Below are 23,278 nucleotides of genomic sequence, written 5' to 3' on the forward strand. Positions count from 1 at the left end.
ACCGGGCCACCCGTTCGGCTCGCCACCCTCCTCCGCGTTGCTTGCCTTGGCCTTAATCAGACCTAAAGCGCTGCCGCGTTTAGCAGCAATTAAGCCCCTGCGCATACCTTGCGGCGCGAAGCGCTCTGTCTCGAGAGGTCACCACCATGTCCGATTCCGATAGCTCCGACATACCGCCCTTTCCCTTTGCCCGGACCTGCCCGTTCAGTCCGCCCGCCGAGTACGCGCCGCTGCGCGCCGAAGGGCCCATGTCCCAGGTGGTGCTCCAGAACGGAAAGTCGGCCTGGCTGGCCACCCGCCACGAGCACGTACGCACTCTTCTCAGCCATCCGGCCACCTCGGCCAGCAGAGCCCATCCCGCCTTTCCCGCGACCGTCGCCAATGTGGGGGCTTTCGCGCAGAAGGGATTTCTGCTGTCGATGGACTCCCCGGATCACTCGCTGCACCGGCGCATGGTCACCAGTGAATTCACGCTCAATCGCGTCCGCCGCCTGCGTCCACGTATTCAGGAAATCGTGGATGAATGCGTGGACCGCGTTCTGGAGGCCGGCGCGGGTGGCGGGCCGGTGGATCTGGTCCAGGAACTCTCGCTGCCGGTCCCCTCACTCGTCATCTGCGAGCTGCTCGGGGTTCCGTACGAGACCCGCGGCACGTTCCAGAAGTACACCGAGGTGCTGCTGGAGCGGTCCAGTACGCCCGAGGAACGCGGGGCCGCCTTCGGCGCTCTGCGCGCGTTCCTCGGCGACCTGGTGTCCAGCAAGGACGACGCGCCCGATGACGCGCTGCTCAGCCGCCTCGCCGTGAAGTACCGGGAAGCGGGCATCTACGACCACGAGTTGCTCACCGGCTTCGCGATGCTCCTGCTCCTGGCCGGTCACGAGACGACGGCGAACATGATCTCGCTCGGGGTGGCGGCCCTGTTGCGGGAGCCGGAGAAGCTCGCCACGCTCACCGCCGACCCGTCCACGACCCCGGGCGCGGTCGAGGAACTGCTGCGCTGGTTCAGCATCGTGGACTACCCGACCGCCCGCGTGGCCCTGGAGGACATCGAGGTCGGTGACGTCGTCGTACGCGCCGGCGAGGGCTTCATCGCGTCGGCTGCCGCCGCCAATCACGACGAGCGGGTCTTCCCCGACGCGGCCACTCTCGACCTGGGGCGCCAGACGTCCGGCCACGTCGCGTTCGGCTTCGGCGTGCACGCCTGCCTCGGCCAGAACCTGGCCCGGGCCGAGCTCGAGATCGTCTACGACACCCTTTTCCGGCGCATCCCCGGACTGCGCCTGGTCGGTCCCCCGGAAGACCTTCCGTTCAAGGACGCGACCGTATTCGGAATCCACCGACTGGAGGTGACCTGGTGAGCCAGGCACGACTGCTGATCACCATCAAGGAAGAGGAGTGCTGCTCCTCCGGTATCTGCGCGCTGACCGCGCCGGACGTGTTCGACCAGCGTGAGGAGGACGGCGTCGTCTTCCTGCTCGACAAGGACCCCGAGCCGTCGCTGCACGCCGAGGTGAAGGACGCGGCGCGGCGCTGCCCGTCGCTCGCCATCGAAGTCGAGGAAATCCCGGCCTGACGGCCCGTTCGCTTGCCCGCTTGCCCGCTTGCCCGCTCCCCAGAAAAGGGTCTTTCTCCAGTGGCTGACAACGAAGACAAGTTCCGCGAATACCTCAAGCGGGCCACCGCCGATCTGCGACAGGCCCGGCGGGAGCTCTCCGATGTGGAGGAGCGGGCGAATGAGCCGTTGGCGATCGTGGGTATGGCGTGCCGGTTCCCCGGGGGTGTGACGTCTCCGGAGGGCTTGTGGGATCTGGTGGAGCGGGGTGGGGACGCGGTCGGTGAGTTCCCGTCGGACCGTGGCTGGGATGTGGAGGGTCTGTTCGATCCGGATCCGGCCGTGGCGGGTAAGTCGATGACGCGGCGGGGTGGGTTCCTGTACGAGGCTTCGGGTTTTGACGCGGAGTTCTTCGGTATCTCGCCGCGTGAGGCGTTGGCGATGGATCCGCAGCAGTGTTTGTTGCTGGAGACGGCGTGGGAGGCGTTCGAGCGGGCCGGGATCGTGCCCGAGGCGTTGAAGGGCAGCAACACCGGAGTCTTCGCCGGCGTCATGTACAACGACTACGCCTCCCGGCTGCGGCCCGCGCCCGAGAACTTCGAGGGCTACCTGGTCAACGGCAGCCTGGGCAGCATCGCCTCGGGACGGATCGCGTACACCTTCGGCCTCGAAGGCCCGGCCGTCTCCGTGGACACCGCCTGCTCCTCGTCCCTCGTCGCCCTGCACCAGGCCGGGCAGGCGCTGCGCAAGGACGAGTGCTCACTCGCGCTCGCGGGAGGGGTGGCCATCATGGCGACCCCCACCACGTTCGTCGAGTTCAGCCGTCAGCGGGGGCTCTCCCCGGACGGCCGCTGCAAGGCATTCTCCGACTCCGCCGACGGAACGGGCTGGGCCGAGGGTGTGGGGTGGCTGGTGCTGGAGCGTCTGTCGGACGCGCGGCGCAACGGTCATCCGGTGCTGGCGGTGATCAGGGGTTCGGCGGTCAATCAGGACGGTGCGAGCAATGGTCTGACGGCGCCGAATGGTCCTTCGCAGCAGCGGGTGATCCGGCAGGCGCTGGCGAACGCCCGGGTGTCGGCCGCGGACGTGGATGTGGTCGAGGCGCATGGCACGGGGACGAGGCTGGGTGACCCGATCGAGGCGCAGGCCCTGATCGCGACGTACGGGCAGGAGCACTCGGCGGAGCGGCCGTTGTGGCTGGGCTCGCTGAAGTCGAACATCGGTCACACGCAGGCCGCGGCGGGTGTCGCGGCGGTCATCAAGATGGTCATGGCCATGCAGCACGGGATCCTGCCCCGGACCCTGCATGTGGACGAGCCGAGTTCCCATGTCGACTGGTCCGCGGGCGCGGTCGAGTTGCTGACCGAACAGCGTCCCTGGCCCGAGGTCGAGCGGCCCCGCCGTGCGGCGGTGTCCTCGTTCGGGATCTCCGGGACGAACTCCCACGTCATCCTGGAACAGGCCCCCGAGCAGGAACCTGCCGTACAGGAAGCGGGACCGGGACTGGTGCCGTGGGTGGTCTCGGCGCGGAGTGCGGAGGCGCTGCGTGCGCAGGCGGCGAACTTGGCTGCCTTTGAGGGCGGTTCGCTGCTGGATGTCGGCTACTCGCTGGCGTCGGCGCGAACCGTGTTCGAGCACCGTGCGGTGGTGATCGGTGCGGACCGTACGGAGCTGGTGGCGGGCCTGAAGGCGGTGAGTGGCGGCCGGCCGGTGGCGGGGGCTGCGCGGACGGCGTTCTTGTTCACGGGGCAGGGGTGCCAGCGGGCGGGGATGGGCCGCGAGCTGTACGAGGCGTTCCCGGTGTTCGCGGAGGCGTTCGACGAGGCGTGCTCATACCTGGATGGACATCTGGGCCGGTCGCTGAAGGATGTGGTGTTCGGGGGTGATCCGGTGCTGGATCAGACCCGGTTCACCCAAGCCGCGCTGTTCGCGCTGGAGTCCGCGTTGTTCACGCTGGTCTCGTCGTTCGGGGTGCGTCCTGATGCGCTGATCGGTCACTCGATCGGTGAGGTGACCGCCGCATGGGCAGCAGGGGTGTTCTCGATGGAGGACGCGTGCGCTTTGGTCGCGGTACGAGGCAGGCTGATGCAGACCGCCCGTGCGGGCGGAGCGATGCTCGCGATCGCCGCCCCGGAGACGGAGGTGGTCCCGGAACTGGTCGAGGGCGTTTCGCTCGCGGCGGTGAACGGCCCGGCAGCGGTCGTCGTCTCCGGTGACGCGGACGCGGTCAGCGTCCTGGAGGAGCTGTTCCGTGGCCGTGGGGTCAAGGTCAAGCGGCTCACGGTCTCGCACGCGTTCCACTCCGCGCACATGGACACCGCCCTGACGGAGTTCGAGCAGGAGATCGGCTCCCTGACCTTCAACGAGCCGCAGATCACCGTCATATCGAACGTCACCGGCCAGGTCGCGGACGAGCTGACCAGCCCCGCGTACTGGGCCCGCCAGATTCGTGCGGCGGTCCGCTTCCACGACGGCATCCGCACCCTGGACGCCCAGGGCATCACCACCTACCTCGAACTCGGCCCCGACCCCGTCCTGACGTCCCTGGTCCAAAGCACCCTGGACACCCCCACCGCCGCATCCACACTCAACGCCCGCAGCGAAGAGCCCCGCGCCCTGCTCCAAGCCCTGGCCACCGCCTACACCAGCGGCACGGACATCGACTGGACCGCTCTCCTGCCCGGCGGGAACCGCGTGGATCTGCCGACCTACGCCTTCCAGCACGAGGAGTTCTGGCTCCACCCGGTCGACCAGACCGATGTCGCCGCGGCCGGACTCGACTCCGGCGGGCACCCCCTGCTCGGCGCCGCTGTCGAGATCGCCGAGACCGGACACCTCGTCCTGACCGGACTCCTGAGCGAGCAGCGGCTGCCCTGGCTCACCGACCACACCATCGCCGGCACCACCCTCCTGCCCGGCACCGCGTTCGTCGACCTCGCCCTCCACGCCGCCCAGCTCACCGGCCTCGAAACCATCGAAGACCTGGTCCTGGCCGCACCCCTCACCCTCACCCCCCACACCCCCACCCGCATCCAGGTCACCGTCGAACCCCCGACCCCACCGGCCGACGCGCCCTGACCATCCACTCCCGCACCGACACCACCGACACCTGGACCCCCCACGCCTCAGGCACCCTCACTCCCGACACCCAACCCGCACCCCCCGCACCCACCACCTGGCCCCCCACCGGCGCCACCCCCCACGACCTCACCGACATCTACGACCACCTCGCCACTCAGGGCTACACCTACGGACCCGCCTTCCAAGGACTCACCCACCTCTGGCACCACGGCACCGACCTCTACGCCGAAATCCACCTCCCCACCCCCACCCAACCCACCGACCACACCCTCCACCCCGCCCTCCTCGACGCCGCCCTCCACCCCCTCATCCTCAACACCACCAACACCGACAACACCACCCAGCGCATCCCCTTCGCCTGGAACAACATCACCCTCCACGCCACCCACCCCACCACCCTCCACGTCCACCTCACCCCCACCACCCCCGACACCGTCCAACTGACCCTGTTCGACGGCAGCGGCGGCCCGGTCGCCCGAATCGGCGGGCTCACCACCCGGCCCGTCAGCCGACAGCAGCTCGGCGCGGCGGCCGGCGCCACGGACGAATCGGGTGTCCATCTGCTCGACTGGTCTCCGCTGCCCCCGGCCGAGGACGTGCCGGCGCCGGAGTCGGTGGCCCTGCTCGGGACGGCCGACCCGCTGGGGCTGGCCCCCGTGCTCGGGGGCTGCACCCGCTACGAGGATCTGGCGGCGCTGGGCGCCACCGTGGACGCGGGCGCCGAGGCACCCGGCCTGGTCCTGGTGAGCGTGGCCGGGGAAGGCGCGGACACCACCGACGTCCTGACGGCGACCCGGGCCGTGCTGTACGGGGCCACCGGCCTGGTGCAGGAGTGGCTGGCCGACGAACGGTTCGCGCGGTCCCGGCTGGTCGTCGTGACGCGTAGCGCCGTCGCCACTCGGCCGGGACCGGAGATCCGGGACCTCGCGGCGGCTCCGGTCTGGGGTCTGGTGCGTTCGGCGAGGACGGAGAACCCGGAGCGCTTCGCGCTCCTGGACCTGGACGCCATGCCGGACGTCGCCTCGGCGGCGGCGGACGCGGTGCTACAGGTGCTGAGGGAGGAGCTGCCCGAGGCCGCGGTCCGGGACGGGAGCGCCCACGTACCCCGGCTGGTGCGGCCGGCGGACGCCGCAGGGGTGCTGACCCCGCCCGTCGGCGTGGACTCCTGGCGCGTCGATGTCACCAGCAAGGGCACGCTCGGCAATGTGGCGCTCGTACCGCACCCCGAGGGGGAGCGTCCGCTCGCCGCCCACGAGATCCGGGTGGCGATGCGCGCGGGTGGTCTCAACTTCCGTGACGTGATGATCGGCCTCGGCATGTACCCGGGCGACGACGCCATGATCGGCGGCGAGGGCGCGGGTGTCGTCCTGGAGACCGGCTCCGAGGTGACCGGGCTCTCCGTCGGTGACCGGGTGTTCGGCATGTTCCCCTCGGGCGGGCTGGGGCCGGTCGGGGTCACCGACCACCGGCTGACCGCCCGGATCCCGCGAGGGCTCTCCTTCGGCCAGGCGTCCGTCATCCCGGTCGTGTACCTGACGGCGTATTACGGTCTGACGGATCTGGCGGGGCTGCGGGCGGGTGAGCGGCTGCTGATCCATTCGGCGGCGGGCGGGGTCGGGATGGCCGCCACCCAGATCGCCCGGCACCTGGGCGCCGAGGTGTTCGGCACGGCCAGCCCCGGCAAGTGGGACACCCTGCGCGCGCTCGGCTTCGACGACACCCACCTGGCCAACTCCCGCACCCTCGACTTCGAGCAGCAGTTCACCACCGCCACCGAAGGACACGGCTTCGACGTCGTACTCGACTCCCTCGCCAAGGAGTTCGTCGACGCCACCCTGCGCCTCCAACCCCACGGCGGCCGCTTCCTGGAAATCGGCAAGACGGACATCCGGGATGCCGAGGAGGTGGCCGCCGCGCACCCGGGTGTCGTCTACCGGGCCTTCGACCTCATGGACGCGGGCCCGGAGCGGACCAAGGAGATGCTGAGGGTCCTGGTGGAGCTGTTCGAGGCCGGGGTGCTGAGCCCGCCGCCGCTGACCGCGTGGGACGTGAGCCACGCACCGGCCGCTCTGCGCCACCTCAGCCAGGCGCAGCATGTGGGCAAGACGCTGCTGACGCTGCCGCGTGAGCTGGATCCGGCGGGAACGGTCCTGATCACCGGGGCCACCGGCACCCTGGGCACCCTCCTCGCCCACCACCTCGTCACCCACCACGACATCCGCCACCTCCTCCTCACCAGCCGACGCGGCCCCGACGCCCCCGGGGCCGACACCCTGCGCGCGGAACTCGAAGCCCTCGGCGCAACCGTCACCCTCACCGCCTGCGACACCGCCGACCGCCACGCCCTCGCAGCACTCCTCAACACCATCCCCACCGACCACCCCCTCACCGCCGTCATCCACACCGCGGGCGTCCTCGACGACGGCACCATCGACACCCTCACCCCCGAACGCCTCGACACCGTCCTGCGCCCCAAGGCCGACACCGCCTGGCACCTGCACCAACTCACCCGCGACACCGACCTCGCCGCCTTCGTCCTCTACTCCTCCGCCGCCGGCATCCTCGGCAACGCCGGACAAGCCAACTACGCCGCCGCCAACACCTTCCTCGACGCCCTCGCCGCCCACCGCCACACCCAAGGACTCCCCGCCACCTCCCTCGCCTGGGGACTCTGGGACCAGGCGAGCACGATGACGGGGCAGCTGGACGAGACGGCGCTGGCCCGGCTGGCCCGTACCGGTGTGACCGCGCTGTCCTCCGCCGACGGCCTGGCCCGCTTCGACGCGGCGCTGGGGCTGCGCCAGCCCGTGTCCGTAGCGATGGGGCTCGATCCGGCGACGCTCGCCGAGCGGGCGCGGGCGGGCCTGCTGGATCCGCTGTTCAGCGCCCTGGTGCGACAGGCGCGCCCGCGTCCGGTGGCGCGTGCCGCCGGGCGTTCGGCGGGCGGGGGTGCGGGTGAGGTCCCGCTGGCCGAGAGGCTCGCTCCCCTGTCGGCCCAGGAGCGGCGCAAGCGGCTGGCGGAGCTGGTCGGTGAGCATGTCGCGGCCGTGCTCGGTCACTCCTCGGCAGACAGTGTGGGAGCGGACCGGCTGTTCCAGTCGCTCGGCTTCGACTCGCTGTCCGCCGTCGAGCTGCGCAACCGGCTCGGCGCCGCCACCGGCCAACGCCTCACCCCGACCCTGATCTTCGACCACCCCACCCCCGGCGCGCTGACCGCGCACCTGGACGAACTGCTCGCTCCCCCGGAGCGGGATGTCTTCGCCGGCATTGTCGGCGAACTCGACCTGGTGCAGGGCGCGTTGGGTTCGACCGAGCCGTCTCCGGCGGCCGTGGCCCGGCTGACGGCCCGGCTGCAGGACTTCCTGCTGCGGCTGGAGGAGCACGGCGGGACGGGACCCGCGAGCGAGGACGAGGGGTCCGCCGAGCGGATCTCCGTGGCGACGGACGACGAGATCTTCGACCTCATCGACAACGAGCTCGGCATCGCCTGAGGCCGCACGGCCCCGGACCCGTGACGGGCCCGGGGCCGCGCGCCAGGCACCACGTACCACACCAGAAACCGGAGGAACAGGATATGTCCGATCCCGTTATCATCGCGGGTGGCGGGCCCGCAGGGCTGATGCTCGCCCACGAGCTCGGACTGTGGGGCATCGACAGCATCGTGCTGGAGCGGCTGCCGTCCCGCAGCGGCCGGTCCGTGGGCCAGGCCGTCAACACCACCGTCGTGGAACTGCTGGACCAGCGGGGGCTGTTGGAGGGTCTGCAGGAGCACACCACTCCGGTCCAGGGGACCCATTTCTCCCTGCTGTGGCTCGACATGACCCCGCTCGAAGGGCGCCACCAGCCGGCCCTGCTGCTCGCTCAGGAGTACCTGGAGAAGGAGTTGGAGCGGCACGCGCTCAAGCGTGGCGCCGAGGTCCGCTACGGGCACGAGCTGGCGGGCTGTACCCAGGACGAGTTCGGGGTCGGCGTCACGGTCCGCGCCGACGGCGGGACGTACGAGCTGCGGGGCAGCTACCTGGTGGGCGCCGACGGCGAGAACAGCGTGGTCCGCGAACTGGCCGGGATCGCCTTCCACGGTACGGGTCCGGCCAGTTGCGGTCTGGTCGCGGACGTGGAGATCGACATCCAGGACCTGCCGGAGATCCACCGGGGCGCCCGGTTCTGCCCGGTGGGCGGGCTGTACTCGTCGGTGCCCGTGGAGCCGGGGGTCACCCGGGTGATCACCGCGGAGTTCGACAAGGACCTGCCGGGTGCGTCGGTGGAGCCGACGGCGGGCGAGCTGCGCCGGGCCATCGAGCGGCTCAACGACACGCCGTTCCCGGATGTTCCGGTGCGCTGGATCCGCCGCTACGGCGGCCCGTCGCGCGTCGCCGAGACGTACCAGGCCGAGAGGGTCTTCCTCGTGGGCGACGCGGCGCACACGTTCTACCCGCTGGCCGGGCTGCGCATGAACCTGGTGCTCCAGGACGCGGTCAACCTGGGCTGGAAGCTGGCGGCGGACCTGCTCGGCTGGGCCCCGCCCAACCTGCTCGACACCTACACGGCGGAGCGGCGCCCGCAGGGCCTGCGCGCGGCTGCCGCGACCGACACCCAGCTGGCCCTGATCCACCCGGTGGAGAAGGTGGCGCCGGTGCGGGCGCTGATGGCGGAGCTGCTGAAGTTCCCGGACGCGAACCGCTACCTGCTGGAGCTGTCCACGGGCCTGGACGTCAGCTATGCCCCGGAGGGCGCGGCCGCCCCCGTGGGGCGCCGGCTGCCGCACGTACCGCTCGTGACGGCGGCCGGCGCCGGCAGTGTGGCGTCGGCGCTGCATGCCGGGCGGGGCGTGTTCCTGGACCTGACGGGCTCCGGGAGCGCGGCGAACCCGGTGGCGGCGTGGGCGGACCGCGTCGACCTGGTGGCGGCCGAGCCGGTGGCGGAGATCGGAGCGTCCGCTGTGCTCGTACGGCCGGACGGGCATGTGGCGTGGGCCGGTGAGCCGGGCGATGCCACCCTGCGGCCGGTGCTGGAGCAGTGGTTCGGGACGCCGGGGGCCTGAGGGGCGGTTTCCCCCTCCGGGAGACGTGCATGGTGAAGGGCCGAGGCGGTCTGCCCCGGCCCTTCACCGTGCACCCGTCGCGTCAGGAGAATGTGCGTGCCCAGGCGGCCACGGTGGGCTCGCCCGCGAGTTCCTTGAAGGAGACGGTCAGGCCGGCGCGCCGCCAGACGTTGATGAGCTGCATGATGTGCAGCGATTTGAGGCCGAGGGCGATGAGGTTGGCGTCGTCCGCGATGTCCCGGGCGTGGAAGCCGACGAGTTCGGCGACGGCCTCGCGGATCTCGTCGGCGGTGGGTGCGGTGGTGGTCTGGCTCATGGTGGGCCCCTTTCTTCTCTGGTCCTGTCCGGGACTACGGGATGTCGACGATCTCCAGAACGGCGCAGCCCACTTCCATGCCGACGGCGGCCGCGAGCAGCAGGACGTGGTCGCCGGGGCGCAGTTCGCCGGAGGCGAGGAGGTGTTCGAGGCCGACGATCTGGTCGGTGCCGCCGGAGTGGCCGACGCGGCGGTTGAACTCCCAGGTCCCGCGCGACTCCTCGATGCCGAGCGGTTCGAGGAAGCCGTTCCGGATCTGGTCGAAGGCGACGGCGCTGTGCGCGACGCGCGTGATGTCGTCGAGGGTGCGGCCGGCGTCCTCGAGGGCGGCCGTGACGGCTTCGACGACGATGTCACCGAGGTGGAAGACGGGCGGGGCCACGCCCTGCATCCACTGGGCGCGGATGTGGTCGGTGCGGGCCTCCAGGTCGAGGGGGCGGCCCAGGGTGATGCTCGGCGGGAAGAGCGGGTCGCCGCCGCGGTGCAGGACCTCGGCCTCCGGAATGGAGATCGAGGTGACGGACAGCAGCTTGGCGAAGCCCTCTCGCCGGGAGAGCACGGCGGCGGAGCCCGCGTCGCCGAGTACGTAGTTCGAGCTGACCCGCCAGCGGTCCAGGCCCGGGGTGGAGAAGTTGTCGCCGGCGGTGATCAGGACGGCGCCGGCGGCCGGGTCGGCGGTCAGCATGGTGGCGGCGAACCGCAGCGAGGTGATCATGCCGAGGCAGCCCTGGCGGAGTTCCAGGGCGGGCACGGGCCGGTCCACCGTGCGGTGCAGGATGTAGTGGGGGGCCGACCAGATGTCGGGGCCCTGGTGGAAGACGGGCGTGTGGATGAGCGCCGCGATCTCCTCCGGCTCGTGCCCGGAGCGTTTGAGGGCCTCCTCGGCCGCGGCGATCGCCATGTCGGGGGCGGGCACGTCCCCGGCGACCGCGACCGAGATCATGCCGCTGGACGCCCGCAGGGTCTCGTCGTACCAGCCCTTTTCGATGGCCTCGTCGACGCTGACCCGGTCAGGTATCCAGCTGCCGATCCCGGCCAGGTACACGTTGTCCACTTTCATCCTGTGCGCCCGCTTTCAGAAGAGCCTCGGAGGGTACGGGGCACCTTCCCAGGCGGCCCTTGTGCGGCTCTTTCGTGGCGCTTGCAGCATGATGTGGGCGTGGGGCTGCGGGAGATGAAGAAACTCAAGGTCAGACAGGCGATCCAGCGGGAGACGCTGCGCCTGTTCGAGGAACGCGGATACCGGGCGACGACGGTCGAGGAGATCGCCGCCGCGGCGGAGGTGTCCACGACGACCTTCTACCGCTACTACTCCTCCAAGGAGGACGTGATCCTGTCCGGGGTCTACGACCGCGGGCCGGAGGCGGCGGCGTCCCCCGACGCGCACCCGCTCCACTTCGCGGACGGCGGTCTGCCCGAGGGCGGTTCCCTGCTGGCCGGGCTGCGGGTCATGCTGGCCGGTGTTCGCGAGAGCGGGGCCTTCGACGAGGGCCGTGCGGAGCTGCTGACCCGGTTGCGCATGATCAACCGGGTGCCGGAGCTGCGGGCCCTCAACGCCCAGCGCACCCAGGAGGGGCTGCGGGAGCTGGCCCGGTTGCTGGCGGCCCGGGACGGGACGGACCCCGACGCGCCGGAGGGGTACCGGACGCGGGTGCTGGCGGCGGCGATCGGGGGCGCGGTGGCCGAGACCCTGCGCTTCTGGGTGGACCAGGACGGGGAGCCGGATCTGGACGACCTCTTCGCCCGGACCCTGGACCTGTTGGCTCCCGCGGTGGAGCAGGCATCGCGCTGAGGCGGCCACCCGGCGGTTTAAGGCTGCTTTAGAAGCTCCTCCTAGCCTTCGGCGACGACGGGCGTATCGCCACACCACCGAGGAGCACGATCGTGACCCAGATCCAGGACCTGCCGCGTCTTCCCTTCGACCGTGATCCCGACGATGTCAACGGCATCGCGCCGAAGTTCCGCTCGCTGCGCACCGAGTCGCCGGTGGTCCGCGTGACCACCTCGGCCGGCGACGAGGCCTGGCTCGTCACCCGTTACGGCGAGGTCAAGCAGCTCCTCAACGACTCCCGGCTGGGCCGCTCCCACCACGCGCCGGAGACGGCCTCCCGGGTGGCCAACGCCGCCGTGCTGACCGGCCCGCTGGGCAAGCCCGAGGACGAGGTGCCCACCCGTACGAAGCTGCGCCGGCTGCTGGCCCCGGCCTTCTCGGCGCGCCGGGTGCAGAAGCTCCAGGGCGGCGTCCAGCAGCTCATCGACCAGCTGCTGGACAACCTGGAGAAGGGCCCGAACCCCGGGGACTTCCACGAGGCGCTGTCCTTCCCGCTGCCCGTGCTGGTCATCTGCCAGCTGCTGGGCGTGCCCGGCGAGGACCGGGAGGAGTTCCGCCGGATGTCGGCGGGTGCCACCAGCCTGACGGACGTGGAGAAGGCCAAGGCGTCCTGGGGCGAGCTGCACGGCTACATGCGCAGCCTCATCGAGGTGAAGCGCAGGACCCCGGGCGAGGACGTGTTCTCGGACCTCGTCGCCGTACAGGAGAAGGAGGGCCTGGCGGACGACGAGATCGCGCGGATGGCCGCCGGTCTGCTGTTCGCCGGGCACGAGACCACGGTGACCCGGCTGGACCTCGGGACGCTGCTGCTGCTCACCCACCCCGAGGAGCGCAAGAAGCTCCAGGCGGACCCGAAGGGCCTCGTGCAGGGCGCGGTCGAGGAGATCCTGCGGATGGCGGCGCCGTCCACGCAGGACGTGCTGCCCCGCTACACGCACGACGACATCGAGATCGCCGGTACCACCATTCCCAAGGGCGACCTGGTGATGCTGGCGTTCACGGCCACCAACCGCGACCCGGACATCTTCTCCGACCCGAACGTCTTCGACATCACCCGGGACAGCACGCAGCACCTGGCCTTCGGTCACGGTCCGCGCTTCTGCCTCGGTTCGGGTCTGGCCCGGCTGGAGCTCCAGGCGCTGTTCTCCACGCTGTTCGTCCGGTTCCCGGACCTGCGGCTGGCGGTGGACCCGGCGGAGCTGCAGTTCCGTGACGACACCCTGACGGGTGGTCTGGCCTCGCTGCCGGTCACCTGGTAGTCCGCACACGCGAAGAGGCGGCGCGTCCCGTGGGGGCGCGCCGCCTCTTCGTGTCCCGGCGTCCTGTGCCAGGACATGATCCGGCCCCGCGGCGGGGGATGACGCGGGGGCCGGATGTCGGGGGATCCGCCGGAAGCGGCGGATCAGCGGGAGGGCTCGGGCTGCGGCGGAGTCACCGGCTCGGCCGCGGCGGCCTTCTGGGCCGAGCGGTGGTTCTTGGCCGCCAGGCAGAGCAGCACGGAGCCGACGATGGCGCCGAGCGGCAGGATCAGCGTGCTGTGCATGGTGGTGACGAACCCGTGGTCGTAGACGGCCTCGGCCGCGGCGGCGAGTTGCCGGGCGGCGGCCGTCGGCAGGCCCTGGGCGAGTTCCTTGATCGTGCCGGCGTCGGGGCTCGCGCCGGAGGAGAAGGCGTCGACGAAGCCTTCGCGGCTCTGGGCGGGCAGCCCGGAGGAGCGGGTGGCGGCCTCCTCGTGGAGGGTGGTGGCGAGCCGGCTCTGCAGGACGGCGCCGACGACGGAAGCGCCGAGGACCGAGCCGATCTGACGGATGGTGTTGTTGACGCCGGAGGCGGCGCCCGCCAGGCGCGGCGGTACGTTGCGCATGGCCTCGGTGGCCATCGGCGCGAGCAGGCAGCCGGTGCCCAGGCCCACCACGGCCATCGGCAGCGTGAAGGTGTACCAGTGGCTGTCCACCGCGGCGACGGCGAGGACCAGCGAGATGCCGGTGCCGTAGACGACGAGGCCGAACAGCAGCACGTTCTTGCCGCCGATCTTGTCGGACATGCGGCCCGCGAACGGGGCGGTCATCATCGACAGCAGCGGCGAGGGGGCGAGGGTCAGACCTGCCTGCACGGCGGACATGCCGAGCACGGACTGAAGGTAGATGTTCACCGGCAGCACCAGACCGAGCAGGGCCATCGAGATGAGCGCGACGATCACGGTCATCACGGTGAAGTTCCGGTCCTTGAAGAGCGCGAACGGTACGAGCGGCTCGTCGTCCTGCTTGCGGCGCTGGTAGAGCACGAACACGCCGAGCAGGGCCACTCCGCCGACGATCAGGGCCACGATGCCCGCGTTCCAGTCGTAGCGTTCGCCCTCCTGAAGACCGAAGCTCAGGCAGAACAGCGCGACGGTGGCGATGAGAACGCCCACGATGTCGAACTTGTGGCTGCGGGCCGGGCGGATGTCGGGCACGAGCAGGAAGGTCAGCACGAGCACGGCGATGCCGACGGGCACGTTGATGAAGAAGATCCAGCGCCAGCCGACGGTGCTGACGATCAGCCCGCCGAGCGTCGGCCCGGAGATGGTGGCGACGCCGGCGATGGAACCCCAGACGCCCATGGCCGCACCGCGCCGGTCCGCCGGGAACACCGCGATGATCATCACCATGGTCTGAGGCACCATCATGGCCGCGCCCAGGCCCTGCACCGCACGGGTGGCGATGAGCATGCCGGGGTCGACGGCGAGACCGCAGGCGACGCTGGCCAGGGTGAACAGCACGACGCCCGAGGCGAACAGGGTACGGGGGCCGCGGAGGTCACCGAGGCGGCCGAAGGTGATCAGGGTGACAGCGAGGACGAGCGCATAGGCACTGACCACCCACAGGGCCTCGTCAAGGGAGGAACCGAGTCTCTCCATCATGTCGGGGATCGCGATGTTCACGATCGTCAGGTCCAGCAGTGTCATGAAGAACCCGAGACCGAGCGTCATCAAGACCGCCCACGGGTTCCCGCGCAACTTACTCACGGATGCTCCTCGTCCTCCACCGAAGTGGCTCGCCTCTAAAATCTGGGACAGTGACCCGAAAATGTCAATGCCCCACTTACCAGGGCCCGTTGGAGCCGGGCCCACGTCTCACTGACTGAGTTCCTCGTCGAGTGCGGAAAACAGTTCGGCGTCGGAGATGTCCGCCAGCCCCTCGTCGGACGGCTCGGCGGCGCCGTCGGCGGCCGCCTGCCACCTGCGCAGCAGTTCGCGCAGCCGGCCGCCGGCGCGTTCGTGGTCGTCGGTGCCGGCCTCGGCCGCTTCGAGGGCCGCCTCCAGCCGGTCCAGCTCCCGGGACAGCCCGCCGACCGCAGAGTCCTCCGGTATGAGCCGGCCCAGCAGTTCGGCGGTGAGCGCCTGGGCCGTCGGGTGGTCGAATACGAGCGTGGCCGACAGGCGCAGCCCGGTGGCCGTGGTGAGGCGGTCGCGCAGTTCGACCGAGGTGAGCGAGTCGAAGCCGAGTTCCTGGAGGCTGCGTACGGGATCGACCTGCCGGTCGTCCGCGTGGCCGAGCACCCCGGCGATCTCGCCCCGCACCAGGGCCAGGACGACGTCGGCACGCTCTTCGGCACCGAGTGCGGCGAGCCGGTCCGCGAGCGAGGTCGCCGCTCCGCCCGGGCCGGTGGCGGCCGCCGCGGCGCTGCGCCGGGCCGGGGTGCGGACGAGGCCGCGCAGCGGCGCGGGAAGGGTGCCCGCCCCGGCCCGGGTCCGCAGGGCGGCGGAGTCGAGCAGGACCGGGGCGAGGGCCGGCTGCGAGCGGGCGGCCAGGGCCGCGTCCAGCAGGGCCAGGCCCTGTTCGGCGGACATCGGGGCGAGGCCGGTACGGGCCAGCCGGGCGCGGTCGGCGGCGCCGAGTTCTTCGGCCATGCCGGCGCCGTCGCCGCCCCACAGCCCCCAGGCGAGGGACAGCGCGGGCAGTCCGGCCGCGCGGCGCTGATGGGCGAAGGCGTCCAGGAAGGCGTTGGCGGCGGCGTAGTTGGCCTGCCCCGCGGTGCCGAGCAGCGCGGCGACCGAGGAGAACACGACGAAGGAGTCGAGGGCGGTCCCCCGGGTCAGCTCGTGCAGGTTCCACACGGCGTCGGCCTTGGGCCGCAGCACGGTGTCGAACCGCTCGGCGGTGAGCCCGGTCAGCACCCCGTCGTCCAGTACACCGGCGGTGTGCACGACCGAGGTCAGCGGATGGTCCTCTGCCACCCGCGCCAGAAGGCCGGAGAGCGCGTCGCGGTCGGCGACGTCGCAGGCGGCGAAGACGGCCTCGGCGCCCAGGTCCCGCAGCTGCGCGCCCAGTTCCGCCGCGCCAGGTGCGTCGGCACCCCGGCGGCTCGCGAGCAGCAGGTGCCGTACGCCGTACGTGGTCACCAGGTGCCGGGCGACCAGCCCGCCCAGGAACCCGCCGGCGCCGGTGAGCAGGACGGTTCCGCCCTCCCGGAACGCCGGGGCCGGGGCCGGGTCGTCGGGCCGGGCCGGCACGAGGCGGGGAGCGTGGACGGCCCCCGCGCGCACCGCGAGCTGTGGCTCGCCGTGCTCCACGGCGAGGAGCGCCGCGGCGGGGACGGCGGCCGCGGAGGCCGCATCCCCGTCCAGGTCCAGGACGACGAGGCGTCCGGGGTGTTCCGCCTGGGCGGAGCGCAGCAGGCCCAGCACGGCGGCGGCCACGGGGTCGGGGACGTCGGCGCCGACGGGCGCGCCGCCCCGGGTGAGCAGGACGAGGGTGCTGTCGGCGAGCGCGTCCTCGGCCGGCCAGCTCTGGAGGAGCCCCAGCAGTCCGCCGATGGCTTCGCGGAGCCGCTCGGGCGGGGTCGTGTTCGCGGCGGCCGGCAACTCGGGCGGGACCACGGCCTGTGCGACGGCGTCGGTGACGACGAAGCGCGGCGCAGATGCCCCCGACCGGACGGCCTCGGTGAGCGCGACGAGCCCGCTGTACCGCGTGGTCTCCGGCGGTACGACGGCCGCCTCGGGCACCGGGCCGAGCAGGGCCCAGTCCGCCGGTCCTGCCGGGCCGTTCTGCGCCAGCGGCAGGGGAATCCAGTCGGGGCGCAGGAGTCCGCCGTCCGTGCCCTGGCCGCTCCGGGCGGCGGTGGCGAGGGCGCCTTCGGGGAGCGGGCGTACGGCGAGGGCGTCGACCGTGGCGACCGTCCGCCCCTGCGGGTCGGCGAGGTCCAGTCGGTACGTGCCCTCGGCGCCCGTGGGGGCGACGCGGACGCGGAGGGTGCCCGCCCCGGTGGCGTGCAGGCGGAGCCCGCTCCACAGGAAGGGGACGTGGATCCGGTCGGTCTCTTCGCCCTCCCCGTCGTCGCTCCGGCCGTGGCCGCCCAGCGCGAGGGTGCGCAGGGCCGAGTCGAGCAGGGCGGGGTGCAGGCCGAAGTCCCCTTCGGCGGCGCCCGCTTCCTCGGGCAGCCGTACGTCCAGGTAGCGGACGTCGCCGTCCCGCCAGGCCGCGACCAGTCCCTGGAAGGCGGGGCCGTAGCCGAGCCCGGCGGCCACGAGCCGGTCGGCGTGCGCGTCCACGTCCACCGGCTCGGCGCCGGCCGGGGGCCATGCCTCGGCCCAGGGCGCGGCGGGCGGGGCGGTGGGCGCGGACGGTGCCAGGGTGCCGGTGGCGTGCCGGGTCCAGTCGCCGTCGCCGCCGTCGCCGCCGGAGTGGACGGTGAAGGTGTGCCGCCCGCTGCCGTCGCCGGTGTCGGTGACCTGGATCTGCAGGCGCGGCGCGGCGTGCTCCGGGAGCACCAGCGGCGCCTCCAGGTTCAGTTCCTCGACGGTGTCGCAGCCGACCTGGTCCCCGGCGTACACCGCGAGGTCCGCGAAGGCGGCACCCGGCAGCAGGACCGAGCCCGCGACGACGTGATCGCCGAGCCACGGGAGCCCGGCCGAGGCGATGCGGCCGGTCAGCACCGCCCCTTGGCCGCCGGCGAGGGCGACGACCGCGCTCAGCAGCGGATGGCCGGCGCCCTCCTGGCCCGCCGCGGCCGCGTCCTGGGCGACGGCCGGGGCCTCCAGCCAGTAGCGGGTGCGCTGGAAGGCGTACGTCGGCAGTTCCACCGTGCGCGCGGCCGGCAGCAGCGACGGCCAGTCCACGGCGGCGCCCCGGGTATGGACCGTGCCCAGTGCCGTGAGGAGGGACCGCCCTTCCGGGTGCCCGGCGCGCAGGGTGGACACCGCGTCGGCGCCTTCCACGGCGCCGCGCACCATGGCCGTCAGCACCGGGTCGGGACCGAGTTCCAGGTAGCTGGTGACGCCCTGCTCGTGCAGGGTGCGTACGCCGTCGTGGAAGCGGACGGCGGCCCGGATGTGCCGGGCCCAGTAGCCGGGGTCGGTCAGCTCGCCGGGTCCGGCGATCCGGCCGGTGATGTTGGAGACGACGGGGATGGCCGGTTCCCGCAGGTCCAGGGTGCGGGTGACCTCCTCGAACTCGGCGAGGACGCCGTCCATGTGGGGCGAGTGGAAGGCGTGCGAGACGGTCAGCCGACGGGTCTTGATCCCCTGCGCGCGGAAGTCCTCGGCGACCTCGTCGGCCGCGTCCGGGTCGCCGGAGACCACCACCGAGTCCGGCCCGTTCACGGCCGCGAGGCTGAGGCGGCCCGCGTGCCGCTCCAGGTGGGGCAGTACGTCGGCCTCCGCGGCCCGGATCGCGATCATCGCGCCCCCGGCCGGGGCCGCCTGCATGAGCCGGCCACGGGCGGCCACCAGGGTACAGGCGTCGGCGAGGCTCAGCACTCCCGCGGCGTGCGCGGCGCTGATCTCGCCCACGGAGTGGCCGATGAGGAGCGCCGGGGCGAGGCCCGCGTGCTCGGCGAGCCTGAACAGCGAGGTCTCCAGGGCGAACAGCGCGGCCTGGGTGTGCACGGTCTGGTCCAGCAGGTCGGCTTCGGGGCTGTCCGGGACCGAGAAGACGATCTCCTTGAGCGGGCGTCCCAGCTCGGGGTCGAGGTGGGCGCAGACCGCGTCGAAGGCGGCGGCGAAGACCGGGAAGGTCTCGTACAGATCGCGTCCCATGCCGGGCCGCTGGCTGCCCTGGCCGGTGAACATCACGGCGGTCTTCGGTATGCCGACTGCCGTCCCCCGGACGACGGCGGGCGTGCCGGTGCCCGCGGCGAGTGCGGCCAGCGCCTCCATCAGCTCTGCCCGGTCCGTGCCGGCGACCACCGCGCGGTGCTCGAAGCGGGCGCGTGTGGTGGCGAGCGCGAGGGCCACGTCCGCCACCGCCGGTTCTTCGGCGGCCACCTGGTCGCGCAGACGGGACGCCTGGTCCCGCAACGCCTCCTCGGTACGGGCGGACAGCACCCACGGCACGGGAACGGGCCCGGCCGGCGCCCCGGCCTCCGCCGCGCCCTCGGGCCGGGAGTCCTGCGGCGCCTGCTCCAGGATCAGGTGCGCGTTGGTGCCGGAGATGCCGAAGGAGGAGACGGCCGCGCGGCGCGGGCGGTCCAGCTCGGGCCACGGCCGCTGCTCGGTGAGCAGTTCCACCGTCCCGGAGGACCAGTCCACATGGGGGGTCGGAGCATCGACGTGCAGGGTCCGGGGCAGGACCCTGTTGCGCAGCGCCATGATCATCTTGATGACTCCGGCGACGCCGGACGCGGCCTGTGCGTGCCCGATGTTGGACTTGAGCGAGCCCAGCCACAGCGGGAGTTCGGGGCTGTGCTCCTCGCCGTAGGTGGCCAGCAGCGCCTGCGCCTCGATCGGATCGCCCAGCGTGGTGCCGGTGCCGTGCGCCTCCACGGCGTCCACCTCGGCGCCGCTCAGCCCGGCGTCCGCGAGCGCCTGGCGGATCACCCGCTGCTGGGCGGGGCCGCTGGGGGCCGTCAGGCCGTTGCTCGCACCGTCCTGGTTGACGGCGCTGCCGCGGATCACGGCGAGCACCTGGTGGCCGTTGGCCTGTGCGTCGGACAGCTTCTCCAGGAGCACCAGGCCGACGCCCTCGGCCCAGCCGGTCCCATTGGACTGGGCGGCGAATGCCTTGCAGCGGCCGTCGGGCGACAGGGCCCGCTGACGGCTGAACTCCAGATAGGTGGTGGGCGTCGCCATGAGCGTCACACCGCCGGCCAGCGCCATCGTGCACTCGCCCGAGCGCAGCGCCCCGGCGGCCAGGTGCAGGGCCACCAGCGAGGAGGAGCAGGCCGTGTCCACGGTGATCGCGGGGCCTTCGAACCCGAAGGTGTACGCGATGCGGCCGGAGGCAACACTGCCCATGCTGCCGTTGCCGAGGTAGCCCTCGTACCCCGTGGGCGCGGGCTTGAGCCGCGAGGCGTAGTCGTTGTACATGACGCCGGCGAAGACACCGGTACGGCTGCCGCGCACGGTGGCCGGGTCGATCCCGGCCCGCTCGAAGGCCTCCCACGCGGTCTCCAGCAGCAGCCGCTGCTGCGGGTCGGTGGCCAGGGCCTCACGCGGGCTGATGCCGAAGAACTCGGCGTCGAAGTCCTCGGCTCCGTGCAGGAATCCGCCCTGCGTGGAGTACGTACGGCCGACCGCGTCCGGGTCCGGGTCGTACAGCTTCTCCTCGTCCCAGCCCCGGGACGCGGGGAAGGAGCCGACCGCGTCGGTCCCCTGCTCGACCAGGCGCCACAAGTCCTCCGGCGAGGTGACCCCGCCCGGGTAGCGGCAGCTCATCGCGACCACGGCGATCGGCTCGTCCTCCCCGGCGGTGCCCGTGTCCCGCAGCGGTTCGGCGGCCGGGGTGCTCGCGCCGAGGACCCGCTCCAGCAGGTAGCCGGTGACCGCGCGCGGCGTCGGGTAGTCGAAGACGAGGGTCGCCGGCAGGGTCAGGCCGGTCGCGGCCGCGAGCCGGTTGCGCAGCTCCACGGAGGCGAGCGAGTCGAAGCCGAAGTCCTTGAACGGCCGCTGCTCGTTCACCGAGTCCGGCGAACCGTGCCCCAGGACCGTCGCCACACTGGCTCGTACGACCGAGGCGACCGCCTCGGCCCGCCCGTCCTCGGGCAGTGCGGCGATCCGCTCGGCCCAGGCGCCGGGCTGTGCGCTGCCCGCTGCGGCGGCCGTCCGCCGGGCGGGGACCCGGACCAGCGAACGGAGCAGCGCCGGGAGCCGGCCCGCCGCCGCCTCGCCGCGCAGCGCGCCCAGGTCGAGGCGGGCCGGAACGGTCGCGGAACGCCCGGTCGCCAGCGAGGCGTCGAACAGCGCGAGCCCTTCCCCGGTGTCGAGCGCGGCGATGCCCCCTCGGGTCATCCGGGACAGGTCGGTGTCGCTGAGGTGACCGGTCAGTCCGGATGCCTGACCCCACAGGCCCCAGGCCAGGGAGGTGGCCGGCAGCCCCAGCGCGTGGCGGTGGGCGGCGAGGCCGTCGAGCAGGCCGTTGGCGGCGGTGTAGTTGCCCTGGCCCGGATTGCCGAGGGTGGCGGTGACGGAGGAGAAGAGGACGAAGGCGGCGAGGCCGGTGTCGCGGGTGAGTTCGTGCAGGTGCCAGGCGGCGTCGGCCTTGGGGCGCAGGACGGTGTCGACGCGCTCGGGGGTGAGGGCGGTGACCGTGCCGTCGTCCAGGGCGCCCGCGGTGTGGATGACGGCGGTGAGGGGGTGGTCGGTCGGGACGGTGGCCAGGAGGGCCGCGAGCGCGTCCCGGTCGCCGACGTCGCAGGACGCGAAGGTGGCCTCGGCGCCCATCTCCCGCAGCTGCGCGTCCAGTTCGGCCGCACCGGGCGCGTCGGCGCCCCGGCGGCTGGCCAGCAGCAGGTGCCGTACCCCGTAGGCGGTGACCAGGTGCCGGGCGAAGAGCCCGCCGAGCGTCCCGGAGGCCCCGGTGACGAGTACGGTCCCGGCCGGATCGAGGGCGGGAAGCGCGGCCGGGCTGTCGGTGGCGCGGACCAGCCGGGGCGCGTGGACGGCCCGGCCACGCACCGCGAGCTGGGGCTCGGAGGGCGCGCCCGACAGGGCGCGGACCAGGGCGTCCGGGTCGTCGTTGCCGCTCGGGTCCAGATCGAGGAGGGCGAAGCGGCCCGGCTCCTCCGCCTGCGCGGTGCGCAGCAGACCCCACACGGCAGCGCCCGCGAGGTCCCGCACGTCCTCGCCCTCCTGCGCGGCCAGCGCGCCGCGGGTGGCGACGACCAGCCGGGTGCCGGCGAGTCCTTCGTCGGCCAGCCACTTCTGGACCGCCTCCAGAGCCCGGCCGACCTCGGCCCGGACCCGCTCGGGCAGCGAGGGCCCGTCCTCGGCGGAAGCCCCGGGGACGAGGAGCACTGCGGACTCCGGTGCGGCCGTCCCCTGCTGTACGGCTTCCAGCAGGGCGGCGGCGTCCTCGTGGAGCCCGGCACCCAGTGCCTCGGCGAGTGCGCGGGCTGTGGGGGAACCGCCGAGCACAGTCGTCGCCTCGGAGGCGTCCGCGTCGGGGAGCACTGCCTCGGCCCACTCCACGACGTAGGGGACGGCACGGGCAGCGGCTGCGGGCGCCAGTCCGCCCGCCGGCACCTCTCGGAGTGCGAGGGAGGTGAGGGTGGCGACGGGTTGTCCGGTGGTGTCGGTGATGTGGAGGGTGATGCTGTCGGTGTGGGCGGGGGTGATGTGGACGCGGACGGTGGTGGCGCCGGTGGCGTGGAGGTGGATGCCCGACCAGGCGAACGGGAGGCGGGGGGCGGGCAGTGCGGTGCCGGGGGTGAGGAGTGCGGTGTGGAGGGTGGCGTCGAGGAGGGCGGGGTGGATGCCGAAGGTACCGGCGTCGCTGTGCTGGTCCTCGGCGAGCGCGACCTCGGCGAAGACCTCGTCGCCATTGCGCCATGCGGCCTGGACGCCCTGGAACGCGGGCCCGTACTCGTAACCGGCTGCCGCCAGCTCCTCGTACAGCGCGCTCGTGTCGACCCGGACCGCCCCGGCCGGGGGCCACACCCCATCGGCCGGTGCGCCGGGGACGCCGCCGTGGCCCAGCTCGCCGGTGGCGTGCCGGGTCCACTCCGTCCCGTCGTCCCCGCTCTCCTCCGCGCTCTCGGGGCGGGAGTACACGGTGACGGCACGGCGGCCGCCCTCCTCGGCGTCGACAACGACCTGGAGGCGGACGGCCCCGGTGGCGCCGAGCAGCAGCGGAGCTTGGAGGGTCAGCTCTTCGAGGACTTCGTAGCCGGTCTCGTACCCGGCGCGGAGGGCAAGCTCGACAAAGGCGGTGCCGGGCAGCAGGACCGTGCCGGAGACGGCGTGGTCGGCGAGCCACGGGTGCGACTTCAGCGAGAGCCGCCCGGACAGCACCGCGGACCCGCTGCCGGCGACCTCGGTCACCGCTCCGAGGAGGGGGTGCTCGGCAGAGGTGAGGCCGGCCATCGTGACGTCGCCGGTGGCGGGGGCGGATTCGAGCCAGTAGCGGGTGCGCTGGAAGGGGTACGTGGGCAGGTCAAGGGGCGCTGGGGCTCGGGGAGGGCCGTCGTCCAGTCGACGGGGACGCCGTGGGTCCATGCCTGACCGACGGACAGCAGGAACCGTTCCAGGCCGCCTTCGTC

The 23,278-nt window shown here is 72.7% G+C and carries 11 protein-coding genes and 1 pseudogene; 8 read left to right on the top strand and 4 right to left on the bottom strand.

Annotation, left to right across the window (positions count from 1 at the left end; translation table 11 throughout):
- The first annotated feature begins 146 nt into the window (after positions 1 to 146).
- The 6 genes and pseudogenes from NEH16_RS31685 (at position 147) to NEH16_RS31700 (ending at position 9,674) form a co-directional block, all read left to right on the top strand.
- Positions 147 to 1,358, top strand: a complete 1,212-nt coding sequence (locus tag NEH16_RS31685) for a cytochrome P450 (RefSeq protein ID WP_265546563.1) — start codon at positions 147 to 149, stop codon at positions 1,356 to 1,358.
- On the top strand, positions 1,355 to 1,573 hold the full coding sequence (locus NEH16_RS31690) for a ferredoxin (RefSeq protein WP_330315488.1): 219 nt from the start codon (positions 1,355 to 1,357) through the stop codon (positions 1,571 to 1,573). The genes NEH16_RS31685 and NEH16_RS31690 overlap by 4 nt, the downstream gene beginning before the upstream one ends.
- 60 nt (positions 1,574 to 1,633) lie before the next feature.
- Positions 1,634 to 4,630: a type I polyketide synthase gene (locus NEH16_RS33765; protein WP_343299526.1), complete on the top strand. Its 2,997-nt coding sequence runs from the start codon at positions 1,634 to 1,636 to the stop codon at positions 4,628 to 4,630.
- A 137-nt stretch (positions 4,631 to 4,767) separates the two neighbouring features.
- Positions 4,768 to 5,094: pseudogene (locus tag NEH16_RS33770) on the top strand (polyketide synthase dehydratase domain-containing protein); the annotation flags it as partial.
- 135 nt (positions 5,095 to 5,229) lie between these two features.
- Positions 5,230 to 8,124, top strand: coding sequence for an SDR family NAD(P)-dependent oxidoreductase (locus NEH16_RS33775; RefSeq protein WP_265869896.1), 2,895 nt, complete (start codon positions 5,230 to 5,232; stop codon positions 8,122 to 8,124).
- Between the two features lie 83 nt (positions 8,125 to 8,207).
- Entirely contained in the window at positions 8,208 to 9,674 is a 1,467-nt protein-coding gene (locus tag NEH16_RS31700) for an FAD-dependent monooxygenase (protein WP_265546564.1), read from the top strand.
- 82 nt (positions 9,675 to 9,756) lie between these two features.
- Here the strand turns inward: NEH16_RS31700 and NEH16_RS31705 are convergent, their stop codons facing one another.
- Positions 9,757 to 9,990 (bottom strand): phosphopantetheine-binding protein, encoded by a 234-nt coding sequence (locus tag NEH16_RS31705; protein ID WP_073969438.1) that lies wholly within the window; start codon positions 9,988 to 9,990, stop codon positions 9,757 to 9,759.
- Positions 9,991 to 10,024: 34 nt separating this feature from the next.
- A complete protein-coding gene (locus NEH16_RS31710; RefSeq protein ID WP_265546565.1) occupies positions 10,025 to 11,044 on the bottom strand; it encodes a ketoacyl-ACP synthase III family protein in 1,020 nt (339 codons plus the stop codon).
- Between the two features lie 105 nt (positions 11,045 to 11,149).
- On the opposite strand from NEH16_RS31710, the gene NEH16_RS31715 reads away from it, so the two are divergent.
- Positions 11,150 to 11,782, top strand: coding sequence for a TetR/AcrR family transcriptional regulator (locus NEH16_RS31715; RefSeq protein WP_265546566.1), 633 nt, complete (start codon positions 11,150 to 11,152; stop codon positions 11,780 to 11,782).
- Between the two features lie 92 nt (positions 11,783 to 11,874).
- Entirely contained in the window at positions 11,875 to 13,080 is a 1,206-nt protein-coding gene (locus NEH16_RS31720; RefSeq protein WP_073969440.1) for a cytochrome P450, read from the top strand.
- Positions 13,081 to 13,223: 143 nt separating this feature from the next.
- On the opposite strand, the gene NEH16_RS31725 is transcribed toward NEH16_RS31720, so the two are convergent.
- Both NEH16_RS31725 and NEH16_RS31730 read right to left on the bottom strand, forming a co-directional pair.
- Positions 13,224 to 14,828 (bottom strand): DHA2 family efflux MFS transporter permease subunit, encoded by a 1,605-nt coding sequence (locus NEH16_RS31725; RefSeq protein ID WP_265546568.1) that lies wholly within the window; start codon positions 14,826 to 14,828, stop codon positions 13,224 to 13,226.
- Positions 14,829 to 14,936: 108 nt separating this feature from the next.
- Positions 14,937 to 23,234 carry a type I polyketide synthase gene (locus NEH16_RS31730; protein ID WP_265546569.1) on the bottom strand — a complete coding sequence of 2,766 codons (8,298 nt, stop codon included), beginning with the start codon at positions 23,232 to 23,234 and terminating at the stop codon, positions 14,937 to 14,939.
- Positions 23,235 to 23,278 lie beyond the last annotated feature (44 nt).

Origin of the sequence: Streptomyces drozdowiczii, assembly GCF_026167665.1 — a bacterium.
In the GTDB taxonomy this organism is placed as follows: Bacteria; Actinomycetota; Actinomycetes; order Streptomycetales; family Streptomycetaceae; genus Streptomyces; species Streptomyces drozdowiczii_A.